The organism is Rhodopirellula sp. P2 (genome assembly GCF_028768465.1).
Lineage (GTDB): Bacteria > Planctomycetota > Planctomycetia > Pirellulales > Pirellulaceae > Rhodopirellula.
The window spans coordinates 4,084,034-4,108,636 of record NZ_CP118225.1; the positions used below are offsets into that span (position 1 = coordinate 4,084,034).

Sequence of the window (24,603 nt, forward strand, 5' to 3'; positions counted from 1 at the left end):
GAGACTGTCGCAGTCATCGCGATCAGTCCACGCCGGAGGCCGGCGTTGGGCTTCAGGCCAGCGCCTGGTCGATCGGGTTGTTGGCCAAGTAGTGCCCGCACAAGCAGATTGCCATCGCGTCGGCGACGTCATCGGGCTCGGGGACTGATTGCAGGTTCAGTTGCATCTTCACCGCCAATTGCATTTGGCTTTTGGGGGCTCGGCCGTTGCCGGTCATCACCTTCTTCACGCGAGTTGGTTCGTAGTGCTCAACCGGCACACCAGCCATGGCGGCTGCCAGGCAGATCACGCCGCGAGCGTGCCCCATCAGGATCGCCGTGCGAGGGCGATCGTAATGCGAGAACAATTGCTCCACTGCCATCAGTTCCACGGGATGGGCCGCGAAAACTTCCGACAGTCCAACATGGATTTCTTGTAGGCGTTCCGGGAGCGTGTCGGAGCGGCGTGACTTGATCACCCCCGCTTCACGCAAGCACAGACGCGATCCCTCTCGCGAGATCACCGCGTAACCGGTGGTGTTGAGCCCCGGGTCGATTCCTAAAATGCAGGATGCCGATCCGGGCCGAGCTGTTACGACTTGCGTTCCCAAGAGGTGCCTTCTTTCTTGTCGAGCAAGGCGACGCCAAGATCAGCCAATCGATCTCGGATTGCATCGCCGGTGGCGTAATCCTTTCGCTCGCGAGCTTCCTTGCGAAGGTTGATCAACAAATGCACCACCGAATCAAGGAGTTCTGCATCCGCTTCGTCGCCACCGGAGGTGGCCGGAGGTTTGGCAAACAAACCCAGCACACGTGACAATTCTGCGATGACAGAGGTGGCTTTGACCAGCGATTCCACGGCAGGCGATTTGACATCGGCACCGGCGGCCAGTTGGTTGGCGTCGACGTGCCGGTTGAGGGTCCGCAGCGCGTCGAACAGCACGCTGATTGCAGCGCCCGTGTTGAAGTCGTCGTCCATTGCGGCCAAGAATTTTTCTCGGATCGCGTGGATCTCGGTCAGCAACGCGTCGCCGGCTGGATCGAAGTCGCCTTCGGCACGCCGCGTCGCCGCGGTCAGGTCGTAAAACGAGTGGCCAGTGATCTCTTCGAAGCGATCGAAGTAACGGTAGAACGCTTCCAGTGAGGTGCCGGCTTCGGCCAAGGTTTCTTCGTTGTAAACGATCGTGCTGCGATATTGAGTTCGCAACAAGAAGAACCGGATGCGTTCACCGGTCTGGCTGCGAATCAAATCGGCCAAGCCGCCGGCGCCTTTGCTGCGGCTGATTTTTCCCGAGGCTTGTTCTTCCACGCTGGCTGCTTCGGCCGCCGCGTTTTCGCGATCGCTCTTGCCTCCAACCTTGCCTTTCTCGCCGGCTCGCATCAAGCCGTTGTGCATCCAGTACTTCACCATCGGTGCGCCGTGGCAGCACGTGCTTTGCGCTCGCTCGTTTTCATGGTGCGGGAACATCAGGTCCAACCCGCCGCCGTGGATATCGAAGGTCTCGCCCAGGATTTCATGGCTCATCGCAGAACACTCGATGTGCCATCCTGGTCGACCATCGCCCCAAGGGCTTTCCCAGTACGGTTCGCCTGGGCGGGCGGATTTCCACAATGCAAAGTCGCCAGGGTTGCGTTTCTTCGCTGCCGCGCCACCGCCTTCGCCCTGTTGGTCTTCGACCGAGCGATTGGACAGTTGCCCGTAACCAGGGTCCTTGGTCACGTCGAAGAACACGTCGCCGTCAATCGCGTAGGCAAAGCCTTTCGATTCCAGCGATCCAATGAACGCGATGATCTGTGGCATGTGGTCGGTTGCACGCGGCAGATGGTCGATCTGGTTGACGCCCAGTTCCCGGAGGTTGGCCAGGTAGTCCGCGGTCATCTCCACCGCGATTTGGCTCATCGGGATGCCCCGTTCTTTGGATTTCTTGATCAGTTTGTCGTCGACATCGGTGATGTTGACCACCCACGTCACTTCGAACCCGCTGTAAGTCAGGTAGCGTTTGATCGTGTCAAAGATGACCGGGCCAACCATGTGCCCGATGTGAGACTCGGCGTAAACCGTCGGCCCGCACAGATACATGCCCACACGCGGAGCACGCAGCGGCAAAAACGGCTCCTTGGTTTTGCTCAGTGTGTTGTAAACACGAATGGCGGGTTGGGAGGAAGAAGGGGAGGCGACCGATGAGGTCGGGTCAGCGGCGGTCATGCTCATCAGCGTGCGTGCGATTGGAAAGAAGCAAAGGCGAGGCGTCCTCGCGAATTGGAAGAGCCAGGGAGTATAGGGAATCAGTCCGGCTTGGATCGAGCCCGCTTTCCAAGCCGGTTCGCTGGTTGCCAGATCTGCCCGTGTCAAATGTCTCTGAAATGATTCGTGGTGCTGAGTTGCAGCTTGGAATGAGGGGGATGATTTGAGCCGTTTGGGCGATGGCCCCGGTTCTGTGGTGGTGGAACCCAGGCGATTGCCTGAACGGCTCCGTGAATCCGCAGGCCGCCAACGACCCAGCGGCTAAACAGACCAACAAGCTGTGGCGCAGCGATCGGGGCGTCCCAGGGGGCTCAGATGCTAAATGAATTGTCTCTGGAGTGGTGGTGTAGGGGGAATGGGGGCGATGGTGAAGTTTTGCTTTGGCGTCCCCGGCAGCCGCGTTGGAATGCATTTTGGTTTGTGGCATTCAAAAAGTGGGTGAACGCTAGGGCTTCAAGGTGCGTAGCAAACCACCGCTGATCGCCTTCTGCGACAACCTTGTTTCGCGAAGCGGCTCTGTTGCCGGCACGCTCTCGCGACTTTGTTTTTCAGCGTTTCCATTGCCCCCACCTCGGAAAGCGGCCCCAATGACCAAGATCACCTTTCTCGTTTTGCTCTCGTTGGCCCTGGTGGCCGCCCCTGGTTGCCAACCCTCCAGCACCACGGATTCGGCTGCCACGTCAGCGTCAGAATCCGGTGGTGATGATCACGGCCATGACGACCACGGAGATCACGAGGGGCATGACCACGATGCAGATGGGCATGAGGGCCATGATCACGGTGACCACGAAGTCATTGACGCCGACGCGGCCGGATTGAGCAGCGACGCTCTGGTTCATCTGGAAAAGCCCGCAGCACCCAAGTCGTTTGCTGCTGCGGTTGAGAAGTTGGCGAAAATGAAGACGACCATCGCGGGCGGTTTCGCGGATGACGATGTCGATTCGATTCACAACGAATTGCACGACATTGGAACGCTGTTGGAGCAGACAGAAGCCCTGGCAAAAAGCAGCGATCTGAACGAAGAGCAAAAGAAGCAGGCTCTTGCAGCAGTGGATGCTTTGTTCGATGCGTTTGGATCGGTGGATGCCAAGCTGCATGGTGAAAACGGAGCTGAATACAGCGAAGTCAGTGGCGACATTGACGATTCGATCAAGGTCCTGGGAGGCCTCCAATGACTCGCCGTTTTCATTCCCTGGCGTTGATCGCCGGTTGCTTGGTCTTGGCTGTTGGTTGTGAACCGGCTGGCAGCGAGACGGCGTCTTCGGACGCGGACCCAGCGGTGCTCCTCCGTGAGATGCCTGCGGACGCGCTCTCGCTGACCGAAGTCAAGGAGCAGTTCGGGGACGAGGCCACCCCGGCACCCAGCGAGGTCACTTTGGTCGGCAGGATCGACGCGGGTGAGTTTGATGCGTTCGAGCCTGGTTCAGCGACGTTCATGCTGAGTGAATTGCCCGATGAAGATCACACAGGCGGCGATCCTGAGCACGCCGACAACTGCCCGTTCTGCAAGCGTCGCTTGGCCAACGCGCCCAAAGCCGTTGTGCAGTTGGTCGATGAGTCCGGGGCGGTTCGCAAGACTCGAGCCGATAATCTCGCGGGCCTAGCCAAGGGAGATGTTGTCACCGTCTCTGGCAGCGTGAGCTACGACGAGGGGGTGAATCTGATCACGATCCAGGCTCAAAAGATCCATGTCCGGTGACGGGTTTGCGGGTGGCCGCAGGCTGATTCCGGCAGGAAAGCAGCCGAAAAACACCAAATTTGACTTTTTCCATGAAATCTGAGCAGCAGCATCTCACCACAGGCATCTGGAATCTGTTATAGTCCCTCTGGTGGTGGTATCGCTCGCGCACTCGGTGCGAGAAACATCACAGTTTACACGAAGGAATTAGAAGAATGGCAGAAGGTACAATCAAACGGCTCACCGACAAAGGCTTCGGTTTTATCGACACTGGAGGGCCGAAAGACTTGTTCTTCCACTGCACGAATGTCGAAGGCGCGAGTTACGACGAACTGCAAGAAGGTCAAAAAGTCACTTACACTGAAGGTCGTGGTCCCAAAGGACCTTGTGCCGAAAACGTGACTCCTGCCTGAACGGCTTGATCTCGTAGATAAAATTGACACCGCCATTGATTCATTTGATGGTGGTTTTTTTATGCGCTGAAAGCACCCAGCCCCACCGCTCTTTCTGGCAACCCGATGCGTCATGGGCGGTCGATTCAATGCGTTTCGCAGTTCTCAAGATCAACCGATGATCGAACAACCGCGGAGCGGTGACAGTTGCCAGCCTCGGGTTTCAACCCGAGGTCTCGGGCGTGACCCCTTCCTCGACAAGCCGCGGAGCGGCGACAGGTGGCGAGCGACGCGACGGGGGGCGACTGAAAAAGTGAAGTTGTAAATTGTAAATTGAAAAATCCGGGCGGCGATGACGGGGGCGGGAACCGGGCGGGCGTTCGACGATAGCGCGGCAAGCAACTGTCGTCGCTCCGCGACTTGGGAGTGGTATGTCACAGACGCGTGACCTTGGGTTGAAAACCCAAGGCTTTCGGCTTCCGTCGCTCCGCGACTGGTTGAGTGAGTCCGGATGATCGAACAACCGCGGAGCGGTGGCAGTTGCCAGCCTCGGGTTTCAACCCGAGGTCTCGGGCGTCACCCCCTTCCTCGACAAGCCGCGGAGCGGCGACAGGTGGCGAGCGACACGACGGGGGGCGACTGAAAAAGTGAAGTTGTAGATTGTAAATTGAAAAATCCGGGCGGCGATGACGGGGACGGGAACCGGGCGGGCGTTCGACGATAGCGCGGCAAGCAACTGTCGTCGCTCCGCGACTTGGGAGTCGTATGTCACAGGCGCGTGACCTTGGGTTGAAAACCCAAGGCTTTCGGCTTCCGTCGCTCCGCGACTGGTTGAGTGAGTCCGGATGATCGAACAACCGCGGAGCGGTGACAGTTGCCAGCCTCGGGTTTCAACCCGAGGTCTCGGGCGTCACCCCCTTCCTCGGCAAGCCGCGGAGCGGCGACAGGTGGCGAGCGACGCGACGGGGGGCGATTGAAAAAGTGAAGTTGTAAATTGTAAATTGAAAAATCCGGGCGGCGATGACGGGGACGGGAACCGGGCGGGCGTTCGACGATAGCGCGGCAAGCAACTGTCGTCGCTCCGCGACTTGGGAGTCGTATGTCACAGGCGTGTGACCTTGGGTTGAAAACCCAAGGCTTTCGGCTTCCGTCGCTCCGCGACTGGTTGAGTGAGTCCGGATGATCGAACAACCGCGGAGCGGTGACAGTTGCCAGCCTCGGGTTTCAACCCGAGGTCTCGGGCGTCACCCCTTCCTCGACAAGCCGCGGAGCGGCGACAGGTGGCGAGCGACGCGACGGGGGGCGACTGAAAAAGTGAAGTTGTAAATTGTAAATTGAAAAACCCGGGCGGCGATGACGGGGACGCGAACCGGGGCATCGCTCGACAGTGAGTCTCGCCCCGGACGGGGCCGACTTCCTTAGCTCGGGGTGGAAGCCCCGAGACCGAGCACGAAAAACAATAGACCGCCCCGGACGGGGCCGGCGTCGGGCATGCCGCATGGGCCTCGCTCACGCGTCGGGTTTTCAAGAGAACTCAGCTTCCAAACTACTGCGACAGGTCCAGAGTGCTTCCCCCCGACGACGCCCCGCGGTTCGTTTGGTCGTAGCCCTTGGCAGCTCGTTTAGCCCCGTCATTTTGCTGCAGCTGCGACGCAACGTCGTCGCGGTTGTCGCTTAGCATTTTTTCGCTGGCCTGCTCACGCGCCATCAGTTCGCGATGCATTTCATCGCACTTCGCGTTTCGTTGCCGGTGTTCGTCTGACACTGGTGGCGAGTCGCCGCGTTCGGTCCGCTCATTTTTGAGTTGCTCGGACGCCTGCACGAGTTGCTCCACGGCACGCTGCTTTTGGCTCAGCACTCGCATCAGCTCATTCATGTGGCCTTCGGAGATGGCCGCTTCCTGCTGAACGGTCAGCTCCAACAGCAATTCCAACAATGCAAACCGACGATCGATGGTGGCTTCCATGTCTTCGTTCCATTCCCTTGGTGAATCGATTGTCGAGCGGGAGTTCCCCGTGATTCGAAATCGATGAAAGATTTCGTGTGTGCCGGTCTCATCACAATCCGACTGGCTCGGTGCGTCAAGGTGACTTTTAGGGGGCTGATTGGTTGGTCAACTGAGCGCCTTGGTCGAGTCGTTCAACCATCCACGCCAGGTAGCGTTCCCAGCCCGCTCGGTCGTAACGCGTGACCTGGTCGAATTCGTCGTCCCACTGGGCACCAATTCGGCTGAGAACCACATCCGCTTGGCGAATCAACAGGTCCGCTTCGCGAACTCGCCCAATCTTTCGCATCATTTGTGACTGCCCCAGGAAGGCTTCCAGCGACGCCGGTTCGTTCATGTATCGAAGTGCCATGTCGCGGTAGGCGTCGGCTGCCTCGGCGAACCGGTTCATGTCCCGCAGTGTGTCTGCTTGGCCAATCAGTGCATTGCGAAGCAGGGCCCGTTGCTTGTCGCTCAGGTCGCTGTCTCGCTGCTGGTTCTGCAGGTAGTTCGCCAGCATCGCAAACTGGTCGAGCGCCGCTTGTCGGCGAGAGTTCGCCTTTTGGCTCAGCCCCCGCCTGGCGGTGTCTTGAAGCTCCGTTGATGTCAGTTCAATCTCCGGCAGTTCTGTTGCGAGCAAGTGCCCGCGGGCGAGTGAGTAGGCGGCCGTTTGGGTTCGTGGTTCGGGCCAGTATCGTTGGACCGCTTCGTCCAGTCGCCGCATCGCCTGTTCCAGTGTGGGGCGAGTCTCTCGCAGTGCTTCGATCCGTTTGTCCCGGTCCAGTTCACGAGCTTTCAGTGTTTGTGACAGGCTTTCTGCGAATAGCATTTCGCCGAGCGTCAACAAGGAATCTCGCCAGGCCGGGCTTTGTGGCGTCAGCTGCCCATCGTTGAGGTTCGCTTCCAGCCATTCTCTTGCTCGTTGTCGGTCACCCAGGTCCGCGGCAGCTTGAGCGGCCAGCAGCCGAGCGTCGTACCGCATCGGGTCGCGTTCGTATTCGATGATGCAGGTCTGCAGCGATGCGATTGCGGCTTTGGGATTGCCGTCCGCCAGGAGCGCACGTCCGTGGGCGACCAGGGCGCGTGGGATTCGTCCACGGTCTTCGTATCGCAAGTAGTCTTCGAGCAACGCGGCGCTGCGTGAAAAGTGCCGGCCCTTCTGGTAGGACTCGATTGCCAGCCACAGGGTCGAGACGTATTCGTCGGTGTCAAATTGTTCCTTCGCGGCAGCGGCGTAGGCGTCTCCCGCGCTGCGAAAACGTTCGCGAGCCAGTTCCGATGCCTCTCGAGAAAGTTCTCCGCCCGGTCCCATGCCGGCTTCCAGTGTGGCTTCGCCCCAATCCCGGTAGGCCATCCCGGCTTGGCTGTAGGAACTTGCCAGTCCCAGCACCGGAGCGGTGACGGTCGCGGTGTCGGCCGCTGGTGAGTATTGGCCTGCACCTCTCAGCATCGCGATGGCATCAATGATTCGTTGGGTGACGCTTTCCCTCGCTATCTCAGGGAAGTCCAGGTATTGGCTCTGGCCGATTTCTCGCACCAGGTACCGCGCGGTTTGCACCACGTCATCGCCCATCGCGCGACTGGCTAGCAATTCCATCTCTGAGATGCCGCCCTCCAGGCCGCGGGCGTCGAAGGGGCGTTGCTGCCGAGTTTGAGTGAGTCGTGCGAGTGCCAGATCGGGATCGTTGAGCAGCAGGTAGGATTGTGCCACCAACAGGCGTGCGCTGCCGGCGACCTTGGGGTCGGCTTCGCGTTGCAGTTGATCCAACACGCGAATCACGTCTTTGAGCTCGGCTTGGGAATCTTCCGGCAGGGCTCGGTCAGCCACGATTGGAATTCCCGCGATGATTTTCGCGGAGATTGAGTTCGGGAGGGTGTCGATGATCCGGCCGACTCGAGCCACTCCACGTTGCAGGCTCAGTTGATCCTGCAATTGCATCGCCCACGGCTTTTGCAATGCAAGGTCTTCTGCGATGTCTTCTTCCACGCGAGCGATCACGGGGAGTGCGTCGTCGTGTCGTCTGAGTTGATTGAGGAGTTCAATCCGTAGGATCTCGGCTTCGCTTCGGCGGCGATTGTCCAGCCCGGATTCATTCAGGTGAGCGACAATGGTCCGCAAGGCTTCGTCGGGTTTGGCTGAGATGGAGGACGCCAGTGAACGGGCGAGCAAGGGCAGCAGTTCCCCACGCAAGGTCAGGTCAATGTCAACGGCTTGCTTCAAGTGCTTGGCAGCTTGCTCATGACGCCCGATCGCGTTCAGGGTTCCGCCCAGCATTTGGTGTCCCTCGGCGTCTCGCCCTTCGGGGAAGCCCAGGGAATGGGCTCGCTGCAAGTAGGGCAGTGCCTTCTCCATTTGTTCTTGGCGATCCCGAAGCGAAACCGCTTGGTTGGCTCGCGCGTAGGTTCCCGCGCCGATCAGAAATTGCTGCATCGGGTACAGCTTTCTTTCGTCTTCGTTCTTTTCGTTCAACTTGGCACGCGCCGCCAGATCGCCGGCCACGATGACATTTCCGGCGACGTATTGGGCGGATGCGAGGTTCAGCGTTTGCGGGGCATCGATCTCTCGCCCGCCCGCCACAATTGAGAACATGTAGGCGAAGCCGACCATCGTGAACATCGTCACGAACGCCAGCGAGGCAACCGTGGTCTTGGACCGGCTGCTTGGCGGATTCGCGTCTTGTGTATCGGTTTCGTCAGGTTTAGCCACAATGTCACCTCGATCGGGAACCTTTCGCGATACCAAAATCGACGGCTTCGTCGCAACCTCGGCGTCCGCGTGCCGCTTGTTTCACGGTCGGCTCTGGGCAGCTTGGAGCGGATTGCCAAATCAGGTGGCGGGAATCACGCGTTTCGCCCTCGACCTGTCAGCCGTTCGGTCACGTTCCCACGCGATGGGAGAGTCGAATAGGCGAATGAGGGGGCCTTGCGGCGGGTTCAGAATGAGCGGCCAGGGCGACGCAGAAAAATAGTTGGTGAAAAGATGGCTGCCAGCTGTCTTAGAACGGATGTCGCATCGACATCATTGCGAACAGCCTGCCGCTGACTCTCATTCATCATCGACAGGGCGAGAGCTACCGGCGTCCCCACCAAAGGAATGTTCAGATATCACCTGATTGAAATGGACGCTGAAAACTCAGCGGGGCGGATCGTTCCTTTGCAGACAATCTAAAGGTCCACTGTTTCGCTCGGATCCGTGAGAAGGACAGTTGAGTGCTCTGACATCATGGGGATGCGGCTTGGCGCACTCAAGGGTGCGGAACTGTCGATTGGAGGCGTTGGATTGGGCGCCTGGTCTCCCTTCACTCGATGGCTTGTCGCATATCTCTTCTATGGCGTCGCAATCTCTCGGGGCAATCTTCTCTTCAATCATTAATCTCCGACTGTTTTCTTTTCTTATCTTGTCTTGTCTTGAATCGATTGGAGTTGTGATGCGAATTGCGTCTCGGAAGATCCACCCTGGTTTCACCTTGGTAGAGTTGTTGGTTGTCATCGCCATCATTGGTGTTCTTGTTGGGCTGCTCTTGCCCGCCGTTCAGGCTGCTCGGGAAGCAGCCCGGCGAATGAGTTGCAGCAATAACTTCAAGCAAATCGGCTTGGCGATGCACAACTACCACTCGGCTTACAAGCAACTTCCCGAACATCAAGGTGGAACCCACGGCACAGGGACGAACGCCTGGTCGGCAGCAACCGGGAACAACCGCTTGGACCTGTCTTGCTTGGTCGGTTTGACACCCTTCTTCGAACAACAAGGTTTGTGGGAACAGATCAGCAACCCATACCAAGTGACTGAAGGCACCTCGGGCATTGGCAACATCTACGCCCCGATGGGACCTTGGCCTGGCCGTCCACTCAACGCGGCAACCAATGCAGCGGGTGGCTTTTATGGGCCATGGATGACCAGCCTTCCGATGCTTCGTTGCCCCAGCGATCCCGGCGTCGGATTGCCTGGACAAGGGCGGACAAACTACGGTCCCAGCCTCGGTGATTCCACCGACACGACTTGGGGCGGTTACCGCAACCGAACCAACGGCGTTGCAACGACCAACTCGTCTTACCAGTCTCGCGTCCGCGCTTCACAGCGTGGGTTCTTCCGCAACCAACAAAAGAGCGCCTTTCGCGATATCTTGGATGGTCTCTCAAACACCATTGCCTTTGGTGAAATCGTGACCGACTTGGGTGACAACGACACACGAACCAAAGCGGTTGATGCGGCGGTCAATCTGCTCAACATCGGCGGCAACACTTCGTGCGAGCAATTTGTTGATCCTGAACGCCCCCAGTTTTGGCTCAGTTCCGCACCCAAGGTTGGTAGCAGCGAGCAAACACGGGGGATGAAGTGGGCCTATGGCAGTCCTGTTAGCCAGCAAGTCTTCACGATCCTGACGCCCAACTCACCGTTGTGCATCAACAACACCAACATTGTTTCGATCGCGACATGCCCCATGGGAAGTCGCCACCAAGGTGGATGCCACGTGTTGATGGGAGACGGTGCTGTCAAATTCATCACGGACTCAATCGATGCTGGCAACGCGAACCGCGGTCAAGTCGGCGCACACGCCCAGCACAATGATCCAGAATCCGTTCCCGGAGCGGAAAGCCCCTACGGTTTGTGGGGTGCACTCGGCACTCGCAGTTCCAAAGAAATCATCTCAGGAGAATTTTGATCCCATGCGACTCAATCTGAAAAACGCGTTCGCTCTGACCTTCCTCGCTGTCCTCGCAACCACGGTCGGTTGTGGTGAAGCAGAGTCCGGTCCTTCCGCTGATCCGGACCAAATCCAGGAGTACTTGAACAACAATCCGGAAGCAGCCAACGCGGACATGAACCCGCCTGCAGATCCGCAGATGTAGATCCATTGCATTGCCTGACGCCGGCAGCACGCTGCCGGCGCCAGGTGTGCTTGTTTTTCGTCGCCCTGTGAGGCGACAAAGCTTCTCAGTTTTCCATTTTCAGTTCTGGAAGTGGTTCGCCGGCGGGCCAGAACAGGTATCGGTCACCTTTTGCTGATTCCAACTGGATCGTGTTTGGCTTGGAAAGCTTGTCCTCAGTGAGCTCCTTCGCTGGCAGTTCGTTCTTGCACCACTGATAGTTGCCTGCAGGCAGGGCAACGTCAACGTTTCCATCATGGGTCGATTCGATCAGGACCCAGCGACCGTTGCCGTCTTCCATGCGTCCGCTGACCAGGTAGCCCCCCTCGCTTCGCAAGTGCCCGATCTGAACGTTGGGCCAAGCGGATGGCACAGCAGGGAAGATTGCCAGGCGTCCGTGGTGACTCTGCAGCATCATCTCCTGAATCGCAGTCGCTCCGTGAAGCGGGGTTTCCATCACCGGCAAACCAATTTCAGAATAGAACGTGTTCGGCCGAAGGTACGGCCGCAGCTGTTCCAAGAATTTCAGTGCGGAATCGCCGTCGCCGAGAAGCGATGCCATGCACGAACTGGCGGTGTAAGAGTACCCCGCGATGCCGCGCCCAAACGAGCGCCAGTGTCGGAGGCTGCGTTCGATCAGTGCCCGATCTTCCTTTGATTCGGGTGTGATCGTCCGCAACGGATAGATCGCCATCAAATGGGACCAATGGCGGTGACCATTTGTCAGCCAGACGTCGCGACCAATGGCTCGGCCGGTTTCGTTGGTCTGCACCTGGACCAAGTTGTCTGCGAGGTCACGCCAAACGGGGAGCAACGGTTCCTGGGCCGCTGACAAACCTTTCTCGTCGGCGAGTTCCAACAAACGGTGGATCCCCCAACGCAAGAAATCCAAGTCATAAGTGCAATCCTCCGCCAACCGGTATTCGGGGCTGTACGTCTTGGGAAGATGCCATGTGCCACTGTCATCACGTTTCAAGAAATGCCGGTAGTAATTGACCGCTCGCTTGAGCAGCGGGTACAGCGTCTGGTCGCGAATCGATTCGTCGACCCAGTACCGGTATTCCAGGTCAACATTGTGCAGCGCCCACAGCAAATTCGCGCACTCAGCACCTATTTGGGGATCCATCTTGGGACGCCCACCGGGCTGTCCGACATGCCCCACCAAATCCCATCCGGAGGAGGCTCGGCCCATTGCAGACGAGTCGTGTCGGTAGGGTTCGGCCACATTTTGAATCAGGTGTTCTTGGTTGTCGTGCAGCTTTTGGCGAAGCGCTGACACCGTGCCTCGACGGTTGGCCGTGTAGCCTCCCTGGTGAGAGAGTTGGGCGTTCAGATTCCACCAAGTCGCATTCCAAGCGGTGGGCTGCAACCAAGGTCCTTGGTTGTCGATGATCCAGCCCTGGTCACGTGTGGCACTGGCCAGTTTGTATTGCTGGATCCAATAAAAGGAATTCCAGAACGCGGATCCCGTGCTGAGAAAGCTCTGCGGGTAATCATTGTGCCACCAAGTTCGGTGCTGGTTGATCCAGGTTTCGTGATCAGCGGCAACGGCGGTCCGCACGGCATCGACCACTCGTTGGGCAGCATCTCCAGTGGGGAACGAATGCTGAACACTCAACCACAGCCGCGTCCGACCGGCCTCATGTCGAGTGGTCCAGGCGACCGCTGTTTGGCCACCCGCTACCAGGTTTTGGATCACAAGCTCGATCCCGTCATCCGTTTTTGAGATCACAGGATCAGGATGTGGCACAGCGCGTTCTGCTTTGGCTCGAACGGCTCGCGGATTCTTTGGCGGTCGAGCCACGTAAACGAATTCGGAATCCGCCAGTTCACCCTCCGCCTGCAATTCGCAATGGATCACCGGTGCGATGGCATGCGTGATGGCGGTCCATCTCGCGTTCCCATTCACGGAACGAATCGTCCCGGTTGCTTGAGCGTTCCACAACTCGACGCGGGTCGTGCCGCTGGCGATATCGGCCGGCAGTCGAAGTTCCAGATGCCCGATGAAGTGTCGCCCGCGATTGAGGACCTCCACATGCTTTTCAGACAAGTCGTCTGCTTCCCAAGGCCGGTGATCGTGCGCGGCAGAGCAGCCGACATCAAATCGAATCGTGCGGTCGTCGAGTTGATAAACCAGCGTGCCCTGTTCCCCGTTGCCAGTGAACGGCGCTTCGTCCCAAGCACGCGGCATCGTGTCCCGACGCAAGTCACATGTGTCCAGGAATGCCGGCCAATCAACTTGTTCTGCCAGGGCGAAGGCGGGAATCGAATTGGAATTCGAGACCTGCCCACCAGTCTCTAACTGAACCGGTTGAGCCAGCACGGCTTGGCTGCCCCCCAGACAAACCAGATAAACCAGGCCGGCCAGTCCCCATCGCGCAAGAGTGGTGAGCAGAGTTGGACGGCGACAAACGGTGCATGAAGTCATCGATGGCGACTGCGACTGGGGTGAGAAACGAGAGACCATGACTCTAAGCAATGGTGGGCTCCGAGTCACGATCCGGCTCGCTCGTCCTTCTCATCGCAAAATCACAGAAAGGAGGTGCGATCGCTTGCCTGGTCGACGCAAATCGTTCTTGCAATCTCAGTCCTCTTTGTCGGCGAAGCGATCCAGCAAGTAGGATTCCACTGAGGTGTGAGGCACATCGGCTCCCTTGTGGAACAGTTCGCACTCGACGCCCGCTGCTTCCAGTCGCTCCTGCAACTGGATGCCAAAGTTGGATGTGTGCGTCGGGTCGCCTTGCTTCTCACCCAGTTTGGGCACGTCGCTGTAAAACATGTAGATCGGAGGATCATCGGGCGAGACATGTTCGATCGGAGAGTAGGCTTTGATCCACGGGAGGATCTCTTCTCTGGCGGCCAGGAACTTCGCGAACTGAGCGGGCTTTTTGTCACCCGTTTTCGCGAAACGGCCAAACGCATGACCGCCGTACCAACTGTTGGGCGTCCACTCCCGCATCTGCTTTGGATCGAGGGTGGTTTGAGGGCGGATCACTGCGGCCCCATCAACCGTGTCGACTGTTGTGCAATCGGATCCTCACTGCTGGGATCTTTCATGTCGTCATGCAGGGCCAACCACAGCGACGTGCAGGCACCCGCGGATCCTCCCACGGCGATCATTCGGTCCGGATCGATGCCAAAGCGTTTCGAGTGATGGCGAACATATTGCAATGCTCGAGCGCAGTCGGACATCGGTGCCTTGACAGGTGGTTCGACTCGCTCTGCCAATGCGTCTTGGATGTATCGATACTGCACGGAAATCACGGTGATCCCCGAGTCCAATAACTGCGGCAGCATGCCCATCAAATTCGCGTCGGTCTGCGATCCGCCGCGCCATCCTCCCCCGTGAATGTAAAACACACACGGGCTGGGCCGATCCGATGCCTCGGTGGGCGTCCAATACATCAGTCGCTGCTTGCGATGGTCTCCGTACGAGATCCCTGATTCGGTGGGTTCAGGTGAGACGACTTCCTTCGGGGGTTGCGCGGCAGCAAGTCCCGTCAGGCAGATTGCGAAGCAACCCGTTCGAAGGATCATTTGAGCGGAATGCATTTTTGTTTGCGGTTGATTGGGGCAGTGCGGTTGCTGGAGAGGGGGGGGCTTTGTTGTAGCGAAACCAACCTTTCGATGCATTGGGTTCTGTGTGAACGGAGCGTTTCACGCCAACTCAACGTTCACGGTTTGACCACGGGCGATAAAGAAAGATTGCGATACGACACATTGGTGTGGTCGCCCTGCAAGTAAATTGGTCCGGGCTCATCCGGGTTCGTGTGGATCGCACCCGCGGTCGGTCGAGAAATCGGTTGATTGTCGATGACCTTCTCACCGTTCAGCACCACGGTCACGTGACGGTCCACCAAAGTGATGTCGTACGTTTGCCACTCGCCTCCAGCTCGCCCCGCGTTCTTCGAAGGTGGGATCTCACCGAAGATCGCGCCGACACCCTGGATCCCTTGCATCCGACTGTCACGGTCCACCACTTGAGCCTCGTACATGCCTCGCAAGTAGACCCCGCTGTTGCGTTGTGGCCCAACGAGAAATTCAAGGTGCAACCAGAAGTCCTCAAACGATGCTTCTGTCTTCAAATTGGCGTGGTCACCGGTCGCACTGAAATCGGTCTTCGGCGTGTTGTTCTGCAGCACACCATCGACCACCGACCAACCATTCTTCTTGTCCGGCTCATGAGTCTTCCAACCGGACAGGTCCTTTCCATTGAACAAGCTGATCGGGTGCGCGAACTGAACCTCGGAAAGGTCCGGACGCTCCGCAGGCATGGCAGAGATCTTCGTTCCCGTAAAGTTCACGCGTTCTGGTTCCCGATTGGCACGTGTTCTCACCATCACACCATCCAACTCACCGTTCACCAATCCGACGTTCACACGGGTCGTGCTCACGCGTTTGCCTTTTGACTTCTTGACCATCTCAAATTGGACACGTCCGTCGATCACTTCGACATTGCGGTATGGCCCCGCCGAGCCAACATAAATCCGCAACGACACAACCGGCTTGCCAGCCTGCTCTTCCACTCTCATCCAAGCCGGTTCCCCGGTGGACAGGTCCAGCGACCAATCACCAAGCAACCCCGATGAAACCGATTCGCCGTGAACCGCCCCCACGAGGAATGTCGCGAGGCCAAAGAACACGACCACGCCGGTCAAACGAGCACCAGAAAGAAGCTTCATCACGGTCTTGCAGAGTAAACGAGAGGAAAAGGAGAACGAGGGAGACGGAGGGCGATCGTCGTCGCGGCGAAACGCCGAACCGCGATCAAGGCGAAGGCAATGATAAGCAAAACCGGTCACCGGTATCGCCGAGAATCCGGTGCTTGAACAGATTTGCTCCAAGCCCCCGTGTTCAGTTCAAAGCGTCCGATTCCCCGATTCTCTTTTCTCGCGAGCGAAACAAGGGGGGCCTTTTCGTTGGCTCACGTCGAGCAGTGGAACGTTGGTGATCTTGGACGGGTGGATGTGCCGGCGCCTGCGGTGCGTCTCTGGAGCTGTTTGTCGTGGGCGAGGAACTGTGGGGCGGACTCGGCATGCGTCGGTCATGAGCGTTGACAAACGGCTGTTTATCTGTAGAGTGCAGGTAAATGGTTCGGTTGGTCTTTTTGTCGGCTTGTTTTCCAGGCAGACGGACGAGCTTGCATTCTCAAGTCGCGTGTTCCCGTTGGAGTCCTTTTCATGAATCAACGCAGTGTTCGACTTCCGCGTCTCGCGTTGGTGACGCGGTTGCTGTTCGCAATCTTCCTGTTTGGGACGGGGATCATGACGATGGGCTTTGGTCTCAACGGGTACCCGGTCAGCGATCCACCGGATGATCTTGGCCGGTTCATGCTCGCGTTGGAGGAGACGGGCTATCTGATTTTTTGGGTCGGCTTTTTCAAAACGGTCGTGGGCGGCTTGATGTTCTTTCGCCGGACGGCCGCGCTGGCGATTCTGATGGCGCTACCCTACGCATTCAATATCCTGCTTTACGTGTCGTTCTTTGCTCATCAATACCTGTTGATTGGTCTGTTGGATTTCGGAGCGTGTGCGTTGCTCCTTCACTGCCACTTCGATTGGTATCGACCGATCTTCGCTGGTCCAACCATCGCCGCGAGTCTCGATTCGCAAGGTAACAGCGATGAGGTTTGATGGGTGACCGTGGTCACTCCATGAATCGGTTGGCGGAAAGACGGCTGGAAGGGCGATTTCAATCGCATTCGCTCATCCAAGAAACCACTTTCTCGTTCCCTCAAAAAACAATGAAACAACGATTGCTACTCGGCACCTCCCAGCAAGTGTCATTGGGTCTGCTCGCTCTACGCGTTGCGTTCGGCTGCTTCATGCTGGTTCACGGCCTGCAAAAAGTCATGGGCTTCTCAACGATCTCGGAAGGATTCCCCGACCCGCTCGGCATGGGACATCAACTGAGCCTCGTATGCGCCATCGCCACCGAAGTCGGGTGCTCCATCCTCTTGATCCTTGGGCTCGGAACACGCGTCGCGGTTGCGGGCCTCGCGTTCACGATGTTTGTTGCCTTGTTCTTGGTGCATGGCGGTGACCCGTGGAAGGTCAAAGAGCTGGCCGCGGTCTACTTGGCGACATACGCCGTGATCTTTCTCACGGGCCCCGGCGCAATCTCGCTGGATCAAAAATTGTTCGGGAAGAGTGGGAGCGAAGAGAGCTAACTCTGTGCTGTCGCACTTCCGGTCCCAGGCAACCGAAGGTCCCGCTGGAGGTTGGCTGCCGTGGGCTTGGCGTCCAGTCCGTGTATCCCCATCCACCTCATGGAAGAACCAAGGGGGCAGGTTTGATCGGCGTCGAACCCATGTTGCCATGTCGGCCGGACCAAGCGAAACGCTGTTCCGGCAGTTGACAGGGGGATGCCGGAGCGGCGTCACTTCGTTCCTTGATCCGGCCTACTTGGCGAGTCGATGCCGACGATGATTGTTTCATCGACGCAGATTGGAAAGCCCTGATTGTCGCTGATCGCACGCTCCTCTGTTCGTTTCGTTTGCTGCCCGTCACCTTGGTTGGCGTGGAATGCCTGGCTGCGCTCTGTCTCGCTACAATGGACGTCTGTGTTGAAGTGAAAATGCATTGGCGTGGTTCGCCGAATGGCTTCTTTCAGCTGCTCGCACCTCGCTTTTTGTTTCTTGGCGGGATTCACTGCGAGGACACTCGATTCCCTGATTTGACGCGTTATTCTCACGGTGCGTCACTGTCTGACTGAAACACCGTCCCACCGGAGCCATCGACATTCATGCCTGAACAAAGCCCCCCAGGCAGCATCGCCCTGCTGATTGATGCTGACAACGCGCCCGCCGCAAAAATCGATTTCATCATTTCCGAGCTCGCCACCTACGGCGTCGTCAACATTCGCAAGGCTTACGGGAATTGGACGAAGCGAGGGCTGGAAGGCTGGGTCAAGGTGCTGCATGAATACGCGATTGCACCGACTCAGTGCTTCGACTTGATCAAGGGCAAGAACGCGACCGACATGGCGTTGCTGATTGATGCGATGGATATCCTGTACACGAAACAGGTCAAGACATTTGGTTTGGTCTCGTCCGATTGTGACTTCACGCCGCTTGTCCGCCGCTTGCGTGAAGATGGCAAGCAAGTCATCGGATTTGGGCGGCAGAACTCGCCCGAACCGTTCGTCATGGCATGCAGTCATTTCATCTACTTGGACGAAGACGACAATGGCAAGACGCCGCAGAATCAGAAGCGGCAAAGCTCGGTGTCGTCGCTCACACAGAACACCCAGCTCATGAACACGCTTCGAACCGCTGTGAAGGAAGCTGCCGATGAAGACGGGTGGGCGGCACTCGGGCCGGTCGGTGCTCATATTTCCAACCAAAGCCCTTTCAGTCATCGCACCTACGGATTCAAGAAACTCAGCGACTTGTTTGATGCGATCGATTTGTTTGAAGTCAAGAAGAGTAAACAGGTCGGGCAAGCTTCTGTTCGTGTCCGGCTGAAAAAATGATTTTCGGTGGAGGAAGCGTGCAGTCGCCGCGTCACCTTCTCCATTCCTTTGTGCACGACATCTCTGATTGCCCAATTTATGATTCATTACAGCAGTGCGACCCAGGAACAACTGGAATCCAATGACGGATCCGCCCGTTGGCTGCTGGGCATTTTGATCGCGGTGGGCGTGTTCCTCTTGGTGGCGTTGATCGCTGGCGTCGCATCGCTGTTGACGTTGCAACGCACTGTGGCGGGAACCCAGTTGGTGTACTCAATCCAGCGTTTGGATTCGCAATCCGCCATCGTTGCCAGCGAACAAATGGAAGTCCCGCTGCGACGTCGCATGGGCGAGTTGTTCGGCATCGGACTGGAAGTCAATGCCGTCGATGATGAGCAAATCGAGATCATTCTGCCGACGCGTGATCCGACCCAAATCAAGATTGCGAAGGACTTGCTGGAGTCCGCTGGCGTGTTGCGATTCCTTCCGATTGCAGACCGAACCCGTCAGGCGTCTCTTTGGGAATTGGTCCAGCGAACATCGGATGCCCCGTCGACCCAGCGTGATGTACAGGATCAAAACGGAGACGTTGTTGGGCGATGGGTCACCGTTTGCGTGGAAGCCGAAGCGGCGCTTGCCGATCAAGTCGCTCCGCTGAAGGTGGAGTTGAAATCACCCATCGCGCGGAACTCCCGCACCGGGGAACTGATTTCGCTGCCCGAGTCGCAGCTGGGGAACGGCAGCCCAGTGAAAATGGCTCGGTGGTTGGACAGCCAAGGCATCGAGTCCATTGATGTGTTGGCAGTGAATAAAAAGACGCAAGCAATAGGCGATCAAGACTTGGCATACGCCGCGGCCACGTTCGATGAAAACGGCTTGCCTTCCCTCGCAATTCATTTCACGGAAGCGGGGAGCCAGAAGATGTTGGCTCTGTCCCAGGCCAACGCTCCTGCGGGAACTGCCCTCACGCAACTGGGCATCATTTTGGATGATCAATTGCTAACCGCTCCGAACATCCACGGTCCGATCCAGGGCGAGGCACGAATCACCGGCGATTTCACTCAGATGGAAGTGGACTTCATCGTGCAGCTTCTCAGAGCGGGGCAATTGCCAGCGAAACTCAGCCCGCAGCCCGTTTCCGAATTGCAGGTGAACACGTCCTACTCGTTCTTTGATTCAATCTTGCAGTGAGTCGAGGTCTGCTCGAAGAAAGCTCCGGCGGCTTGTTGGGGGAGGCAAGGGCATTGGCTTTGCCACCGAGAGCACGGAGTGATTGGCTGGTGATGGATGATCGATTGTTTTTGATCTCACATGGGCGCATATCGCGCGGGGGCTGCGGGTTTGGTTGCGGAGGAACGCGTCTTTGATTGACTCCACGTTCTTCTCTTCTTTTGATTGAGCCAATCCCATGGAATACCTTCCTCTTATTATCCAACTGATCACCGGTGCAGGGGGTGGCAATGCAGCCGCGAAACTGGTCAAGAAGCTTGATCTTGGAATCGTCGGGAATTCGATCGCCGGAATCATCGGCGGCGGACTCGGTGGTCAGCTGCTGGGCATGCTCGGGATGACAGCGGGACCGAGCGGAGCGATGGATTTATCGGCCATTCTTGGAAGCGTCGCATCGGGCGGCGTCGGGGGTGGCGCGCTGCTAGCGATTGTGGGTGTGATCAAGAATGCATTGGCAAACGGAAAAACGCAATCGTCGGGAACCTGATGCAGATGTTCACCTTGTTTCAAACCTCACGCCAGTGAATGATGGTTTGTACTCCGGCGGGCGATGATTCGCTTTGCTGGTCGCAAACCATCGCTGCCAACACTCAAAGGGGCAATGAGTGTTGGCAGTTTTCGTTTTCGCGTGACTCTTTGAAGGCTCCTCCCGGCCGGTGTTGCCGGGCTTCTTGGCGGCCTCCCGGCGGTGCTTCTCGGCAACGCACTCGGACGAGCCAACCACTTGCCGAGGTCGGCTCCGCGCGATAGGCGGTGGTCCGCTATAACCTCCGCTCACGACACGTGACCGCAAGCTCCGCCGTATCGCCGCGTCACCTCGCCGCGCACTCTCCGGCCAAACCGAAAGGAAGCACCATGCCTCTGCACAGCAAAGATGAAATTCGCGAATTCATCGACGACGAAGTCTATGCCTCGTCGGATCTCTCCAAGGCAATGCCGAAGTTCAAATTCCCGCGTCATGAGCAGGCGTCCCAGCACGTCTACTCCGCCGTTCGGGACGAGTTGATGCTGGACGGCAACTCCCGTCAGAACTTGGCCACGTTTTGCCAGACCTGGGCGGAACCTGAGGTGCGGCAGTTGATGGACGACTGCATGGACAAAAACATGGTCGACAAGGATGAGTACCCTCAGACAGCGGAGATCGAGGGACGCTGCGTCCACATGCTGGCGGATCTTTGGAACTCTCCCGCGTCAGCGAATACGATCGGATGCTCCACGACGGGTTCCAGTGAAGCCGCGATGCTAGGCGGGATGGCGATGAAGCGAGCTTGGGAAAAACGTCGCAAGGAGGCGGGCAAGCCCATCGATCGCCCCAACCTGGTGACGGGACCGGTTCAAGTCTGCTGGCACAAATTCGCTCGCTACTGGGACATCGAACTGCGCGAGATTCCGATGGAGCAGGATCGTCTGATCATGACGCCAGAAGAAGTCGTCCAGCGTTGTGACGAGAACACGATCGGGGTGGTGCCAACGTTGGGGGTGACTTTCACATGCCAGTACGAACCCGTCCAAGCCGTCTCAGAAGCCCTGGATCGATTCGAAGAAGAAACCGGCATCGATATCCGGATGCACGTTGATGGAGCCAGCGGCGGATTTCTGGCCCCGTTCTGCGCCCCAGAACTGGTCTGGGACTTTCGACTCCCGCGGGTGAAATCGATCAACACGTCGGGACACAAATTTGGTCTGTCGCCACTGGGAGTGGGATGGGTGATCTGGCGAGAGGAAGCCGATTTGCCAGAGGAAGAAATCTTCTGGGTGAATTACCTGGGCGGAAACATGCGTGACATCGCGCTCAATTTCTCCCGGCCGGGCGGCCAAGTCGCTTGCCAATACTACAACTTTTTACGATTGGGACGGGAAGGCTATCGCCGCACCCACACCGCCTGTTACGAAACGGCGAAGTACCTGGCCGGAGAGATCGAAAAGCTGGGGCCGTTCGAGGTCATCTACGATGGGGACATGGCTTCCGGGATCCCAGCGATGTGCTGGAAGATGAAAGCGGGAGAAGATCCAGGATTCACGCTGTACGATTTTGCTGACCGGTTGCGGACGAGAGGATGGCAAGTGCCCGCCTACGCGCTTCCTGCCAACCGAGAAGACTTGGTGATTCAGCGAGTCTTGGTTCGGCACGGTGTCAGTCGTGACCTGAGTTCGATCCTGGTCGAAGACATGAAACGAGCCATCGAGCACTTTGAAAAGCATCCTGTTCACACCGCGATGACAGCCACCGAAGCCTCGGGATTCACTCACTAAGCAGGTCGGCAGGAATGATCGGGTGCAACGAAGTGAGCCGTTTGGGCGTTAGCCCCGGTTGTACGTGGGAGCAACGACGCTACCTAAAAAAAGTCCCAAATGCTGAAAGACTCCTGCCGAACTGCTTCGATCGGCACCCGAGTTGTGATGCGTGCTGAAATGAATCAAACGGAGTCCTCCATGCCCTTGACCAGCGACCATCCCGAGGACCTGCCGCCGGTGATCGAAGCCTCCGGGGCGTGGCCGTTTGTGTCGCGAAGCGTTCGGCTCATAGAGGGAACACGGCAGGTCTGGAATTCTCGGCCGCATCGCAAGGGAACCATTCCGCGGGCCTTTCCACGTGTCGCCGGGATCTTCTCGGCGGAATACTTGAACGCTTGGATTGGGACTGTCTTCGCAGTCGGGGCGGCTTGCTTTGTGGTCGCCAGCTGTGGGAGCTTGTTTCCTTGGATGATGGAAGGCACCGTTTCGGGGGATCATCTCAACGCAATTTACTTTGCCGGTTCGATTCCTTTCACGACCGCAGCAGGGTTGCAGTTGTTTCAGGCCGCCACCGCCAGTGCTCGACTGGACGACGGTGGACTGGACCGACCGGTCGGATTCGGTTGGTACCCGCGGGACATCGGCTGGTTGAGCAGTGCGTTGCAATTCGTCGGGACGGTGCTGTTCAACTTCAATACGTTTGACGCGATGTCCCCGTCGCTGAATTGGCTGCAGCAAGACTTGGTCGTGTGGGGACCCGACTTGGTGGGATCCATTTTGTTCTTGGCATCGGGCTACTTGGCATTTATCGAAACATGTCATGCCCACTGGGCGTTTCAGCCACGCAGTCTGACGTGGTGGATTGTTTGGATCAATTTGTTAGGCTGCGTTGGGTTCATGATCTCGGCCTGCTTCGCCTTCGTGCTTCCTGGAGGTATGAGCGAGCGTGCCATCACGGTTTCCACGGCGTGGACGTTGCAGGGCGCGGTTTGCTTCCTGATCGGCGCTTTGTTGACGTTGTTTGAGTCGCCCGGTTCAGGCGAGGAACCCCAAGAAGCCGCAAGTGAACTTGTTGAAGTCCCCCTTCCCTTCTCCGCCCCATGCGAACATGAGTGAACTTTATCTTTACCAGAGAAAACATCGACAGACCGCAAAGACACTATTGCTGAACATGGGGGTGTTGCTCCTGATGGCTTGGGCGGCTCATCAGTTCATCGAACCATCCGAGGCGAAGGACCAGTTGTTCGACTGGGTGAAAATCGTTTTGCCATTGGTGGAGCTTGGTCTGCTGTCCGCCGCCCTTTTCTTTTGGATCCGCAACGGAACGTTTCGGATGGCCGTGAACGCGGACCGCTTTGAAGTGGTCGATCCTTTGTCTGCAAATGGGTCGTTTTCAGTGCCGGTGAGTGAGATCGTTGAAATCAAGCAGACTCATCAGCAACAATCCGACTTCAGCTCGATCAGGATGCACATGAAATCCGGCGAGCGGATCCGAATCACGCAAAACCACCACTACAATCGAGCGAAACTTTACGCGGCGTTGGCCAAGGCCAACCCGGAGATCGAGTTGCCGGAAAGTGCTTGGCGATTCAAGCAAGTCTGACCAACACTCAGGTCTTCGCCAACCAAACCGGCACGATGTGCCGGAGAAAGCAAATGAGTGCGAGTGGTTGCTGATCGGGAGCACACGCACACGCGTCTCCCGATCACTCCGCTTCGCGAAGGGATTGATGGCATCGGACACAACTGGTGGTCAATTGGTGATAGGCCAACGTGACGCCGTCGATGTTTTTCTTCTTGGCTTGATGAATGACTTCGTTGGTGACTCGCTCAAACGTGCGGACATGATTGCGGTAGTCGGGATTGCGACTGCGAGCGAAGCCTTCGACTTTGTTCAGCAACCGCATGTGGTTCGCATTGGCTTCGATTTGGTCGAAGTCCCCCATCGACAGCCCACGCAGAATTCCGGTGGAGTAGTCCAGCTTTTTCTGCATCCAAAAATCGAGGGAGCGTTCACCGGTTTCCTTCGGAATCGTGTCGTCGGATGCAGCCTTGGTGCCCGCTTCAGTGCTGGGCGTTTGGGCCATTCCGGTGGTGAGCCAGAGAGCGGTGAGAGCGAGCATGATGAGAAGACGCATGAACTTGGTTCCGTTGTGGAAGGGGAAGCGTTGAAAGTGAGAGAGATAGAATCGAGCAGCAAACGTGACGGGACATCCAACGGGGCAAAGCCTATGCCGGTGCCAGATTTTGTGCTCGCAGCCCAAATCGGTGCGTTCTCGATCACAACGTGCAAATGAGCACATGAAAACTGGCACTCGGTAAGCAGGTACGCAGGTGTCATCGGGTATGTGAGCCGCTGGCGTTAGCCACGGTGTTCACGCACAACCGGGGCTAACGCCCAAACGGCTCACAGGGTTGTGCTTGATCACTCCTGCCGACCTGCTCAGCATCGTCAGGGCTGGACGTTTCTGTCCCTCACTCGTTTACACCACGGCATTGGTTGGGGGAAAGAGTGCCTGGGCGTCCTCGTGAGCCACTCG

Annotated in this window: 22 protein-coding genes; 13 read left to right on the top strand and 9 right to left on the bottom strand. The window is 57.7% G+C overall.

Features of this window, described 5'->3' with window-relative positions:
• Positions 1-52: 52 nt before the first annotated feature.
• Together ruvC and cysS are read right to left on the bottom strand one after the other, a co-directional pair.
• Positions 53-589 (bottom strand): crossover junction endodeoxyribonuclease RuvC, encoded by a 537-nt coding sequence (gene ruvC / locus PSR62_RS14365; RefSeq protein WP_274403685.1) that lies wholly within the window; start codon positions 587-589, stop codon positions 53-55.
• Positions 571-2,190 carry a cysteine--tRNA ligase gene (gene cysS, locus PSR62_RS14370; protein WP_274408235.1) on the bottom strand — a complete coding sequence of 540 codons (1,620 nt, stop codon included), beginning with the start codon at positions 2,188-2,190 and terminating at the stop codon, positions 571-573. Before cysS ends, ruvC begins: the two co-directional genes overlap by 19 nt.
• 620 nt (positions 2,191-2,810) lie before the next feature.
• Here cysS and PSR62_RS14375 point away from each other — a divergent pair.
• From PSR62_RS14375 to PSR62_RS14385, 3 genes are all read left to right on the top strand, one after another.
• Positions 2,811-3,398, top strand: a complete 588-nt coding sequence (locus PSR62_RS14375; protein WP_274403686.1) for a hypothetical protein — start codon at positions 2,811-2,813, stop codon at positions 3,396-3,398.
• Complete coding sequence (locus tag PSR62_RS14380; protein WP_274403687.1) at positions 3,395-3,922, top strand: hypothetical protein; 528 nt, start codon at positions 3,395-3,397, stop codon at positions 3,920-3,922. Before PSR62_RS14375 ends, PSR62_RS14380 begins: the two co-directional genes overlap by 4 nt.
• 194 nt (positions 3,923-4,116) lie before the next feature.
• A complete protein-coding gene (locus tag PSR62_RS14385; RefSeq protein ID WP_007326931.1) occupies positions 4,117-4,314 on the top strand; it encodes a cold-shock protein in 198 nt (65 codons plus the stop codon).
• A gap of 1,525 nt (positions 4,315-5,839) precedes the next feature.
• Here PSR62_RS14385 and flgN read toward each other — a convergent pair.
• Positions 5,840-6,259, bottom strand: coding sequence for a flagellar export chaperone FlgN (gene flgN, locus PSR62_RS14390; RefSeq protein WP_274403689.1), 420 nt, complete (start codon positions 6,257-6,259; stop codon positions 5,840-5,842).
• Positions 6,260-6,386: 127 nt separating this feature from the next.
• Entirely contained in the window at positions 6,387-8,984 is a 2,598-nt protein-coding gene (locus tag PSR62_RS14395; RefSeq protein WP_274403690.1) for a tetratricopeptide repeat protein, read from the bottom strand.
• 721 nt (positions 8,985-9,705) lie between these two features.
• Here PSR62_RS14395 and PSR62_RS14400 point away from each other — a divergent pair.
• On the top strand, positions 9,706-10,941 hold the full coding sequence (locus tag PSR62_RS14400; protein WP_274403691.1) for a DUF1559 domain-containing protein: 1,236 nt from the start codon (positions 9,706-9,708) through the stop codon (positions 10,939-10,941).
• A 4-nt stretch (positions 10,942-10,945) separates the two neighbouring features.
• Positions 10,946-11,128, top strand: a complete 183-nt coding sequence (locus PSR62_RS14405; RefSeq protein WP_274403692.1) for a hypothetical protein — start codon at positions 10,946-10,948, stop codon at positions 11,126-11,128.
• 85 nt (positions 11,129-11,213) lie between these two features.
• On the opposite strand, the gene PSR62_RS14410 is transcribed toward PSR62_RS14405, so the two are convergent.
• The 4 genes from PSR62_RS14410 to PSR62_RS14425 all read right to left on the bottom strand — a co-directional run bounded on the left by PSR62_RS14410 (position 11,214) and on the right by PSR62_RS14425 (position 15,828).
• Positions 11,214-13,574, bottom strand: coding sequence for a glycosyl hydrolase family 95 catalytic domain-containing protein (locus tag PSR62_RS14410; protein WP_274403693.1), 2,361 nt, complete (start codon positions 13,572-13,574; stop codon positions 11,214-11,216).
• Between the two features lie 156 nt (positions 13,575-13,730).
• Positions 13,731-14,141: a hypothetical protein gene (locus PSR62_RS14415; protein ID WP_274403694.1), complete on the bottom strand. Its 411-nt coding sequence runs from the start codon at positions 14,139-14,141 to the stop codon at positions 13,731-13,733.
• A complete protein-coding gene (locus PSR62_RS14420; RefSeq protein WP_274403695.1) occupies positions 14,138-14,683 on the bottom strand; it encodes an alpha/beta hydrolase in 546 nt (181 codons plus the stop codon). Before PSR62_RS14420 ends, PSR62_RS14415 begins: the two co-directional genes overlap by 4 nt.
• A gap of 137 nt (positions 14,684-14,820) precedes the next feature.
• On the bottom strand, positions 14,821-15,828 hold the full coding sequence (locus tag PSR62_RS14425; RefSeq protein WP_274403696.1) for a 3-keto-disaccharide hydrolase: 1,008 nt from the start codon (positions 15,826-15,828) through the stop codon (positions 14,821-14,823).
• A 498-nt stretch (positions 15,829-16,326) separates the two neighbouring features.
• On the opposite strand from PSR62_RS14425, the gene PSR62_RS14430 reads away from it, so the two are divergent.
• The 8 genes from PSR62_RS14430 (at position 16,327) to PSR62_RS14465 (ending at position 23,666) form a co-directional block, all read left to right on the top strand.
• Positions 16,327-16,779, top strand: coding sequence for a hypothetical protein (locus tag PSR62_RS14430; RefSeq protein ID WP_274403697.1), 453 nt, complete (start codon positions 16,327-16,329; stop codon positions 16,777-16,779).
• A gap of 110 nt (positions 16,780-16,889) precedes the next feature.
• Entirely contained in the window at positions 16,890-17,315 is a 426-nt protein-coding gene (locus PSR62_RS14435) for a DoxX family protein (protein ID WP_274403698.1), read from the top strand.
• A 575-nt stretch (positions 17,316-17,890) separates the two neighbouring features.
• Complete coding sequence (locus PSR62_RS14440) at positions 17,891-18,619, top strand: NYN domain-containing protein (RefSeq protein ID WP_274403699.1); 729 nt, start codon at positions 17,891-17,893, stop codon at positions 18,617-18,619.
• A gap of 78 nt (positions 18,620-18,697) precedes the next feature.
• A complete protein-coding gene (locus PSR62_RS14445) occupies positions 18,698-19,789 on the top strand; it encodes a SecDF P1 head subdomain-containing protein (protein ID WP_274403700.1) in 1,092 nt (363 codons plus the stop codon).
• Positions 19,790-20,006: 217 nt separating this feature from the next.
• Complete coding sequence (locus tag PSR62_RS14450; RefSeq protein ID WP_274403701.1) at positions 20,007-20,315, top strand: hypothetical protein; 309 nt, start codon at positions 20,007-20,009, stop codon at positions 20,313-20,315.
• 368 nt (positions 20,316-20,683) lie between these two features.
• Positions 20,684-22,081 carry a glutamate decarboxylase gene (locus PSR62_RS14455; RefSeq protein WP_274403702.1) on the top strand — a complete coding sequence of 466 codons (1,398 nt, stop codon included), beginning with the start codon at positions 20,684-20,686 and terminating at the stop codon, positions 22,079-22,081.
• A 99-nt stretch (positions 22,082-22,180) separates the two neighbouring features.
• Positions 22,181-23,179, top strand: coding sequence for a hypothetical protein (locus tag PSR62_RS14460; protein WP_274403703.1), 999 nt, complete (start codon positions 22,181-22,183; stop codon positions 23,177-23,179).
• A complete protein-coding gene (locus PSR62_RS14465; RefSeq protein WP_274403704.1) occupies positions 23,172-23,666 on the top strand; it encodes a hypothetical protein in 495 nt (164 codons plus the stop codon). The genes PSR62_RS14460 and PSR62_RS14465 overlap by 8 nt, the downstream gene beginning before the upstream one ends.
• A 103-nt stretch (positions 23,667-23,769) precedes the next feature.
• On the opposite strand, the gene PSR62_RS14470 is transcribed toward PSR62_RS14465, so the two are convergent.
• The gene (locus PSR62_RS14470; RefSeq protein WP_274403705.1) at positions 23,770-24,201 is read right to left on the bottom strand and encodes a hypothetical protein; all 432 of its coding nucleotides are present in this window, start codon (positions 24,199-24,201) and stop codon (positions 23,770-23,772) included.
• Positions 24,202-24,603 lie beyond the last annotated feature (402 nt).